8 protein-coding genes and 1 pseudogene are annotated in these 9314 nt (G+C 69.5%); 4 read left to right on the plus strand and 5 right to left on the minus strand.

Features of this window, described 5'->3' with window-relative positions; all coding sequences use genetic code 11:
* The first annotated feature begins 589 nt into the window (after positions 1 to 589).
* Complete coding sequence (locus tag ABZ951_RS32760; protein WP_344096179.1) at positions 590 to 826, plus strand: hypothetical protein; 237 nt, start codon at positions 590 to 592, stop codon at positions 824 to 826.
* A gap of 173 nt (positions 827 to 999) precedes the next feature.
* Here ABZ951_RS32760 and ABZ951_RS32765 read toward each other — a convergent pair whose 3' ends face one another.
* From ABZ951_RS32765 to ABZ951_RS32775, 3 genes are all read right to left on the minus strand, one after another.
* Complete coding sequence (locus ABZ951_RS32765; RefSeq protein ID WP_344096176.1) at positions 1000 to 1434, minus strand: VOC family protein; 435 nt, start codon at positions 1432 to 1434, stop codon at positions 1000 to 1002.
* Between the two features lie 161 nt (positions 1435 to 1595).
* Positions 1596 to 2141 (minus strand): hypothetical protein, encoded by a 546-nt coding sequence (locus tag ABZ951_RS32770; RefSeq protein WP_344096174.1) that lies wholly within the window; start codon positions 2139 to 2141, stop codon positions 1596 to 1598.
* 187 nt (positions 2142 to 2328) lie between these two features.
* A complete protein-coding gene (locus tag ABZ951_RS32775) occupies positions 2329 to 3021 on the minus strand; it encodes a DUF4232 domain-containing protein (protein WP_344096172.1) in 693 nt (230 codons plus the stop codon).
* 437 nt (positions 3022 to 3458) lie between these two features.
* On the opposite strand from ABZ951_RS32775, the gene ABZ951_RS32780 reads away from it, so the two are divergent.
* Complete coding sequence (locus tag ABZ951_RS32780) at positions 3459 to 5108, plus strand: hypothetical protein (RefSeq protein WP_344096170.1); 1650 nt, start codon at positions 3459 to 3461, stop codon at positions 5106 to 5108.
* 663 nt (positions 5109 to 5771) lie between these two features.
* Positions 5772 to 6596, plus strand: coding sequence for an SAM-dependent methyltransferase (locus ABZ951_RS32785; protein WP_344096168.1), 825 nt, complete (start codon positions 5772 to 5774; stop codon positions 6594 to 6596).
* A 36-nt stretch (positions 6597 to 6632) separates the two neighbouring features.
* Here ABZ951_RS32785 and ABZ951_RS32790 read toward each other — a convergent pair whose 3' ends face one another.
* Together ABZ951_RS32790 and ABZ951_RS32795 are read right to left on the minus strand one after the other, a co-directional pair.
* Positions 6633 to 7550: a helix-turn-helix transcriptional regulator gene (locus ABZ951_RS32790; RefSeq protein ID WP_344096166.1), complete on the minus strand. Its 918-nt coding sequence runs from the start codon at positions 7548 to 7550 to the stop codon at positions 6633 to 6635.
* Between the two features lie 99 nt (positions 7551 to 7649).
* A pseudogene (locus ABZ951_RS32795) lies at positions 7650 to 7924 on the minus strand (DUF397 domain-containing protein).
* Between the two features lie 343 nt (positions 7925 to 8267).
* Between ABZ951_RS32795 and ABZ951_RS32800 the strand changes: the two are divergent.
* Positions 8268 to 9314 (plus strand): NACHT domain-containing protein (locus tag ABZ951_RS32800; protein WP_361281619.1); only part of this gene is annotated, 1047 nt, incomplete at its 3' end.

Here is a 9314-nt window from a genome sequence, read left to right on the forward strand (position 1 = left end):
CAGGCACAAGGTCATCCGACACCCGCACAACTCTGCCGCCACCGAGCCCGCCTGCCAAGACCATCCACCGGGCGCATTCTGAAATGACCAGTAAGCGGTCCCCCACCGATCCGAGCTCGTCCGCAGAGAGGGTCGGATCGGGACCGTGCGAATAGAAGGTCTCGTCCAGCAATCCCCTTGCTGGACGAGACCTTCGGCTGGCCTCTCCAGTCGTGAAACGTTGCGCACCCACAGGCCGCCGCGAGCCGCGAGCGCCGGGGCTTCTGGATCTCGGTCATGCCCAGCACGTCCACGTAGAACCGGCGGCACCCTCCTCTTCGCCGGGCGGCGGTGCAAGCTGCACGTGGTGCAGCCCGAAACCGAAGGGCGACGTCGCCTCTGTGGCCGCGTAGGGCCGTACGCGCTGAGAGGGTGCGGGGGGATCCTGGCCGTCGGGCGCGCCGAGCGCTGAATGGCACCGCCTGTGCGGGGAGACTTCACGCAGGGTGGGCGCCGACGGTGACGAACGGATAATCCGGTCGTTACACAGCCCATGAAGATGATCTCGCGGAGTCTCGGTCTGGCCGCCGCAACCGGCATTCTGCTGGCGGTGACTGCACCGGCTCACGCCGCCGACGTTTTGGACCTGGTCAATGCCAAGCGCATCCCCGTGTCCGTCCTCTCCTCGGGCAACACCAGCGCTGACAACATCAATGTCGTCAGCGTCCAGCCGAACAGCATCGGTCCGTGGGTGAACAGTGTGGTCGAGGATGGGCCGCGCCCGTACGAGGAGGATGTAGTAGAGGCACTGCTCGCCACCCTGATCGGCCACGACTACGAGGAGTAGACATTCCGTGCCGGCCCGGGGCGTGAGTGGCGGCAGCGAGCTGCGGACACGGTCTGAACGCTCTCACGCAGGCGGCAGATGGGTGACCCGCTCCGGCCTCGCCCCCGGGTCGGGGCCGCCGGTTCTTCGTCCTGACCCATGGGGCCAGGACGAAGACACACGCTCACGGCCCCTCAGTCGAGACAGAACTCGTTTCCCTCGACGTCCTGCATCCCGAGGCACGACTCGTTGAAGTCGTCCGCACGCAGGAGGCGCCCGCGCACCGCGCCGAGCGCGACCAGTCGTGCGCACTCGGCCTCCAGTGCGGCGACGCGTTCTTCACCCACGAGCCCGGTGCCGACCCGCACGTCAAGATGAACCCGATTCTTGACGACCTTGCCTTCGGGAACGCGCTGGAAGAACAGGCGCGGGCCCACACCCGAGGGATCCACGCAGGCGAACGCTGAACCCTGACGCTCAGGCGGCAGCGAGCGATCGAAATCGTCCCACGTAGCGAATCCCTCCGGTGGCGGCGGTACGACATACCCCAACGCCTCGCACCAGAAACGAGCGACGCGCTCAGGTTCTGCGCAGTCGAAGGTGACTTGGACCTGCTTGATAGACGCCATCCGCCCACCGTAGTGGCTCGTGCTGTTTCACCGAACCCCTGGGGTGTTACCGCCGCGCGGGTCGAGGTCTCCCGAGGCACTCGCGGGACATGAGTAGTGCCAACGGACCAGATCGCCTGAGCTCCGGGGGAAGGGGCCCATGCGCACGAGGCGGTTCGTCGTCAGTGGCCGCCGCTGGGGGTATCGCAACCGGAGTGGTCCGGGTAGCCGCCGAATGATTCCGCCCGGGTGGAGTCGCGGTTCATGGTGCCCTCCACGCACAGCTGCGAGGCGTCGACCTCGATGAGGAAGCCGACCCCGGTGGGTCCGTTCTCGTACGATCGCACCTTCCCGGCGGGGTAGCCGAGGCCGGTGAGCGCACTGCGGGTGTGTTCCGGGGCGAAGTCGCCGCGCTTGCGCAGCGGTTCGAGGGCGGCCTCGATGCGCCCGACGGCCGCAAGCCCGTCGCAGCGGCGCCGGCCGTGCAGCGGGAGAGGGACTCTGAAGCCGTGGTTCTCGGCATAGTGGTCACCGGGTTCCGCCGGGCCCGAAGTGTCCGCCGCCGGCGGTGGTGTCGGCGTGGGGCTCTCGCCGGGGCAGGGGAAGTCCGCCGGTCTGCTCGGCGTCGATAACCCGGTCGGCGTGGGATCCGAATGGCGGTACGCATCGGCAGTATCCCCCGGCTGCTGGGTTCCGCATCCCGCCGTCAGCACAGCCAGCACTGCCACCGGCAGCAACCCGCGCCGGGCCCCCATTGTCCTGATTATCGTCATCCCCCGATCTTCTCTCGCACGGCGGCGGGAGTCACGAGCGGGTGGGCAGGTGCATTGTTCGCAGGCGGTGCGGCCGGCGCGTGCGGAGCAGGAGGCGGCCGGGACGGGCGGGCAGCAGCGTCGTTGCTGGGGGGCGTGCGGATCAGCCGCCCTGGCCGGCGCTGCCCATCGGGCCGACCTTCACCGGGGAACCGGGGCTCTCCGTGACGGGCAGCGTGGCGGCGCCCGGCCAGGCGAGAGTGACCGTCTTCCTCTCGTTCGGCGGGGTCACCAGCAGCCCCGTGACGCGGACGCCGGACCCACCCGAGGTGTTGACGGGGTAATTGATGCCGAAGAACGTCGACTGCCCGTTCTTGAGAACGGTCGAGGGGGCTTTCTCGCCAGTGCGCTTCGCGGAAAGCGACCCCGCGTTGGTCTTCAGATCGACGCCCGCGTAACCGGATATGGCGCAGTCGCGGCCCCCGCGGTTCTTCAGCTGCACCACGACGGTGCCATCGGGGTCGCCGTCGATGGTGTTGTCCTTCGCCGTGATCTCCAGCGCGTCAGTACGGCACTTGGCGGTGTTGCCGTCCTCGCGGGCGCCGGTCCCGGTGGTCGCGCCCTGTCCGCGGGAGGGCTTCCCGGCGTCGTCCTTCGCGCTGCCCTGAGCCGAACTGCCGGAACTCGAACCGCCGGAACTCGAACTGCCGGGTCCCGAAGCGCCGCCTGAGGAAGGCGCGGAGGACGCGGAGGACGGGTCGCTCTGTCCCGCGCTGTCGTCGCCGTTCTGGCAGGCCGTGAGCGAGAGGCCCGCCGTAATGGCCAGGACGGCGAAGGTGAGCTGGTGAACGCGCATCGTTTCTGCCTCAATATCGGTTGTGGGGCGTCGGCCGCCCGGTACGAGTGGGTATGAGCGAGCGTTCCTGATCACCAGGATGCACCCGCCCCGGCGCACCGTTCCGCCCAACCGCCCTCTAATACATTCCTGTTACACGCAGCCGGGCGCGACACGCACGGCCACCGGGCAGACACCCCGCCACCGCCCGCTATCCGCGCCCATGGGCTCATCGAGGGCCTGAGGCCGCTGCGGGCGAGCATGGCGCGGCGGCCGGATCAGCTCCACGGCCTCGCCCGTTCAGCCGGACGCGCAATTAGGGTGCGCTGGGACAGACCGTTGTCGAGTGCCGCGGACGCTCCAGGGTGAATCTGTCTTTCCTCCGGAGCTGATCGGCCGATATCCCCGATGATGGAATCCGCACAGGCAACGGATCGCGCAACGCTGGGAGTACGCACATGGTGGTGGAGGCCGGTACGCAGGAGGAGCGCATCGTGGGCCGGGTATGGACCGTGCGCCTGGACCCCTACGGCCGCCCGTCCGCCGGCACAGTCCGGCTTTCCTGCTCCCGCCCGGCCTGCGCCGATCAGCACCTGCCCAGCACCGCCGCGGGCCGCAAGGCCGCGATCGAGCACATCAGCATGCACCTTGCCCACATCCGCGAGGGCGGCGGGCCGCGCCCGGGAGCCTGGTGCGGCTGCCGTGCCGCTGACTGCGCGTGGCACACCCCCGACGCGGGCCCCCTCCCGGGAAGGCGGGCCGGGGCGCGGCCGTTGACGGGGTCGGTACGGTGCGGGGGCCCGGTGGTCCTGGCGGCGTACGCCGATCGCGCCGGGCGGCTGTGGCGGATCGCCGAGATCTGCGCGCGCTGCGCGGCCGCCACTGCCGGCTGCCGTGTCCTGGACACCGCGGCGTCCCCGCCCCGCCGCGCCCCGGACGAGCCCGGCACGAGTCATGAGGCGGACCAGCGACCCGTGGGCGGCACGGCCGCGAGTGGTATGGCGGCCGTGTTCTCCGACGGCGGCTCCTCCCCCGCCTCCCCCCTGACCGGCGCTTCTTCCCCGGCTTACCCGGCTTCCCAGGCCGCTGGGCCGGCTCCGGTGCAACGCACCCGCGCCGCCTCACCGGACGGAACGCCGCGGCGGGCGAAACGGCGGGCGAAGATCGCGCAACGGACCGTTCCTCTCGACCTCCAGCCCGACGCGCTGCGCGAGGAACTCATCGAGCTCGGCGACGCCTTCCGCGACTATCAACGGAGCACCGAACCCGACCTCGCCCTCCTCGCCGAGCTCCACGAACGCAAGGCCCGTGCGTTCGCCTTATGGGCCGACGTCACCGGCGACGCGTCCCTGCACCAGGAGGCGAAGCGCGCCGAGACTGCCGCGCAGACCACCCGTGACATGCACGCCAACCGTGCCGGCCTGCTGGACGGGGACGGCCCGGCGGTGGATCGGCTGCTGACCCGCAGTCATGCCGTGCACGCCCGGACCGTGCTGGACTACGTCCAGGCGCACGCCCCGTATCACGAGGCCGAAGTGCACCTCGCGGTGCTCCTCTTCACCCTGCGGGCCGCGCGCGCGGGCACCGGAAACGTCACCGGACAAGACCTCACCAGTTGGCTGTCCGGCAACGCCGAGCAGGTGCTGGAACGGCTCATCACAGCCGAGTGGCTGCATCTGCCCGGCACGGTCGCCGAAGCACTCGCCTCGCGGCCTGAAGATCCCACCGCAATCACCGTCCCCACGCTGCTGCCGGAGCAGGGCCGCCCGTTCGACTTCGGCAAGACCACCCGCTCCAAAATCTCCGGATGGGCCCAGAAGGCCGTCGGGGACCGAAAGCTCCGCAAGAAGAAACTGGGCGCCGCCACACGGCTCCTCGCCGTGTACACCGCCGCCCACACCCAACCCGACGGCCGACTCGGATCCGCCGAGGACGACGGACTCCACCTGGAAAAGGTCGCCGCGTTCTGCGCCCTGGACCCCGAGGACATCGCCGAGCACGCCGGGCTGCTGATCGCCGCCGACTGGCTCAGCGAAGCCGACACCACTCAGGGCAAGCTGCGCGGACAGCTCACCGAGCGGGTCCTGCCGCTCGGAGGACTGCTATAACGGGCCCCCCGAGGCCACGGAACGGCGCGCCGGCTGTGCGGTGCGCCGGGTCGGCATCCCCGCATCTTATTTTGCGAGAGCGAATTTGCGTTTTTGCATTTGCTCGTTCGGGTAAACGTGGCAGCTTCACTACGCCCCGTATCTTCGGTACGCCTGCGCGCGGGCCGGAGACCGGGAGGCCGCCGAGCGTGCGGTGGCGGTGGCCTTCGGCGAGTTGGACACCGCTTGGGCCCTCGCGCTGCGCAGTCCCTGTCCGGCAGCGTTCGCCTGGCGTCTGCTCAGCCGCGCTGTTACCCGGCAGGTTCCTGCGCCGCCCCGGCGCGCGGTGCGCCCGTCTCCTGCCGCGGAGGAGCCTCTGGCTGACGCGGTGTTGCTGCGCGACGGCCTGGGGATGTCGATAGAGGAGACCGCCGCCCTGATGGGAACGGACGGCCCCTGCGTTCGTGCGCTGCTGCGGAAAGCCGAACGCGTCTCCGAGCCGGCGACGGCCTCACCGCCGGTCAGTACCTTGGATCCGCCGATCTGCGGAAGCCGACATCGCTCTCGCGGGCGTCTTGTTTTCCTCGCCCCCCGTTCGGGGGACTGGTCCCGGAGCAGGGGTCTCCCTACCATGGGGCACTTCGTCAGCTCAGGCATTCTCTGGCCTAGGCATCAGGGGGACAGATGGCCCGCGGAGCAAACCCGCCGACCCATGCTATTGATGTGACCACGCCAAGCGTGGCGCGGATGTACGACTGGCTGCTGGGCGGGGTGGAGAACTACGACTCCGACCGCACGGCATGCCAGGACCTGCTGCGTATCGCACCGAGCACCCAGCTCCTCGCCCGCAACAACCGCGCTTTCCTGCAGCGCGTGGTCCGGGTGCTCGCCGAGGAATACGGGGTGGAGCAGTTCGTCGACCACGGCTCAGGTCTGCCCAGTCAGGACAACGTCCACCAGATCGCCCAGCGCATCAACCCCGACTGCCGGGTCGTCTATATCGACAGCGACCCCATCGTGCTCGCGCACGGCCGCACCACCTTGCAGGAGAACAAGAACACGGCTGTCATCCAGGCCGACATGAGGAATACCGACGCGATCTTCACGCACGCAGAGACCCGTCGGCTTATCGACTTCGAGCGGCCGGTGGCCGCCCTGTTCGTCTCCGTCCTGCACTGCCTGGAAGACCGGGACGACGAACATGACCCCGTCGCCCTGATCAAGCGGGTCGCAGCGAAACTGGCGCCCGGCAGCTTCATGGTGATCTGCCAGCTCGTCAGCGACAATGCCCGCGTGCGGGACGGCGTCACCCAGCTGATGCACCAATGCACCGGTGGCATGTGGGGTCGCGTCCGCGAACCCGAAGAAGTCCGTGCCTACTTCGACGGCATGGAGATTCTCGACCCCGGCCTGGTCGATGTCGTCGACTGGCGGCCCGACACTCCCCCGCCGCCGCCCGCGCAACGCGCCACCGACTGGATCGAATGGGGCGGCCTCGCACGGCTGTAAGCCCGGTCAGCCTCGGTCGATCTCGGTCCACCTCGGTCAGCAGATGCGGCGGCGGTACTGCTCGGCGGTCTTCTTCAGCATCCGGTCCGTCTCCTCGCGGGTCGCCGCCACATAGCCCAGCTCGTTCAGCACGAGCCGGTACTGATCCACTTCTTTCGGCCGCGTGCGGTACACCGCGCTGTCGATGTGCTCGACATAGACCAGCTCCGCGGGCCCGCCGTCACCGAAGCGCAGGTGAGTGATCGGATATGTCGGCGCGACGTCCGCGCTGTGCTCGAATTCCACGATCCGGACGTTGACGTTCTGCACCTCCGCGGCGCGGCGCAGGTATTCCAGCTGCTCATACATCACTGCCGCCCCGCCCACCGGACGGCGCAGCACCCCCTCGTCCAGCAGCGCGACCACCCGGGGAACCTCCCTGGACAGCATCAACTGCCGGCGCATCCGCAGCTTCACCCGCTTCTGCACCACCGCCTCGTCCGCGCCGGGCATCGCCGCCCTGACCAGCACACTGGCGTAAGCCTCCGTCTGCAGAAGACCCGGGACGACGTGGTTCTCGTAGGTGTGGATCTCCTGCGCCGAGCCTTCCAGGGCGATCAGGCGCTTGAGGAAATCGGGAGTGACGTCGCTGTACTGCTGCCACCACTCGTTGTGCTGCGCCTGGTGGAGCAGGGTTTCGATGTCCTTGATCTGCTCGGCGCCGGCTCCGTAGAACTGCACGAGGTCATGGACGTCGCGTTCCTTGGGCGGGCTCTCCCCGCGCTCCAGCCGGCTCACCTTCGACACCGAGCCGCGGATGACCGGCGCCACGTCCTTGAGCCCCAGGCCCCGCTCCTGGCGGAGAATCCGCAGCTGCGCACCGATCAGGCGTGCGGCGGCTTCCCGCTTCGCCCCCTCCATCGGAATGACCGAGGCTTCGACATCGGGCTCGGCGGGTTTGCGAACGGCGGACATCCAGACTCCCGTTGAGACCTGAGGAGAGAAGGCAGCTCTTCAGACTGGAGGCTGGATGCCCGCCGGGCCAAGCTATGGCCAGAACATCTCAGACGGCTATCACATGATCAGGTGGTCGAATTCGGCATTCTTGGCGCCGTCGAGGAACGCCGCCACCTCCTCACGCGTGTACACCAGCGCAGGCCCCTGGGGGTGGCGGGAGTTGCGCACCGCGACCGCCCCCTCCGGAAGCTCGCCAACTCCACACAATTGCCGCCCCCCACGCTGGCGCGGCTCTTGACCCACACCGCCCCGCTGATCTCGTCGGCGGCTACACCATTCTCGAACGGCACGCAGGCCCACCCTTCCCGGTGATCGGCTGCCCTGCCATCCATCAGGCACACGGTAAGAATCGCGTCGGTGGCCGTCCGGCCGCCGGTTCGAGCCCGCGCCGCATCTACTCCGGGGGCCAGCAGGGCACGTGGTCAGTGGCGGCGGCTACCGGATCGCCGGCCCCGACAACACCCACGCGCTCGCCAGCAACCTCATTCCCGACCAGGCGAATCTCCGGTTCGTCCGAGCAGTTCGGAACAGGAGCTGGGCTCCCTTCGGTCTGCACAGGATCCCCGCCGGGTCGGGGCGCTACTGGTGTCCCGCTATCCATTGGGTCGTTGACAGAACATGTGGTCGTGGCCGGGATCGGCAGGGCGGTCGAAGACCGGGGGCGCAGGGGGCGACGTGGCCGGGACCAGGGCCCGGGTCCGGCGCATCGGACGCCTCTACGCCGTGCTCACCTTCGGTGGGATGGCGGCCACGGTGTACTTGGCCTACCGCGGCGGTGGACTGGACGCGGCACTGCCTGCTTTACCGCCCACGTTCGCCGTAGCCTTCCTGACGTGGGCCGCCTACCGGGACGATCGCAGCGAGGCCGCGCGACGTGCGCTCCCGGCGGTCGCCGAGGAACTGGCCGGAGCCGTGCAGGTGCAGTGGAGCGCCGAGCTCGGACGGCGCCTGCTCGTCCGGCCGCTTCCCCCTACGGTCTCCTGGACCGCGGCACCAGCGGAGTTGTCGGTTCCGTGGCGGGAGTTGACCAAGGCGGCCAGGAGGTGGCCGGGTGGGCCGCCCTCAAACCCCGCCGACTGGGCCACCGGGCCCGCCGGGCTGGAGGGCCAGGAAGAGGAGATCGCCGAGGTCTTCCTGCACCGGGTCCCCACCCGTCGTCTGGTCCTGCTCGGGGAGCCGGGCTCGGGGAAGACGATTCTCCTGGTACGGCTGTTACTGGGCCTGCTCGAGAGGCGCGGCGTCGGTGGAGGCCCGGTGCCGGTCCTCTTCTCCGTGGCGAGCCTGGAGCCGGGACCGGACCCGGTCCGTGACCGGGAGGACGCTCTCTACACGTGGATGGCCGGACAACTGGAGCGGGACCATCGGACGCTGGCCGATCCGGCCCCACCCGCGTACGGCGACGTGAGCCTCGCCCGCGCACTGCTGGACAGCAAAATGATCATTCCCGTGCTGGACGGCTTCGACGAACTGCCCGATGAGCGGCGCAGACGGGCGATGGCGGTCGTGAACGGCTCACTGCCGCTGGACCAGCCGATGGTGCTCTCCTGCCGCTCCACCGAGTACCGACGAATGCTGCGGCACGCGGCCCCGCTGGCAGACGCGGCCGCGATCGAACTCCGCCCGCTCGACAGCGCGGAGGTCGGCGCAGCTGGCGCCGTCCCGGGCCGCCACGGTCAAGGCGTTCGCGCAGGCCCTGGCCGACCGGCACGGCGTGACCGTGTG

The organism is Streptomyces sp. NPDC046215 (assembly GCF_040646215.1).
Lineage (GTDB): Bacteria > Actinomycetota > Actinomycetes > Streptomycetales > Streptomycetaceae > Streptomyces > Streptomyces stramineus.

What these genes read in the sequence shown, in the direction of transcription:
- ABZ951_RS32765 (WP_344096176.1), bottom strand. Translation starts at nt 1,434, where the DNA reads ATGGCGTCTATCAAGCAGGTCCAAGTCACCTTCGACTGCGCAGAACCT.
- ABZ951_RS32775 (WP_344096172.1), bottom strand. Translation starts at nt 3,021, where the DNA reads ATGCGCGTTCACCAGCTCACCTTCGCCGTCCTGGCCATTACGGCGGGC.
- ABZ951_RS32780 (WP_344096170.1), top strand. Translation starts at nt 3,459, where the DNA reads ATGGTGGTGGAGGCCGGTACGCAGGAGGAGCGCATCGTGGGCCGGGTA.
- ABZ951_RS32785 (WP_344096168.1), top strand. Translation starts at nt 5,772, where the DNA reads ATGGCCCGCGGAGCAAACCCGCCGACCCATGCTATTGATGTGACCACG.
- ABZ951_RS32790 (WP_344096166.1), bottom strand. Translation starts at nt 7,550, where the DNA reads ATGTCCGCCGTTCGCAAACCCGCCGAGCCCGATGTCGAAGCCTCGGTC.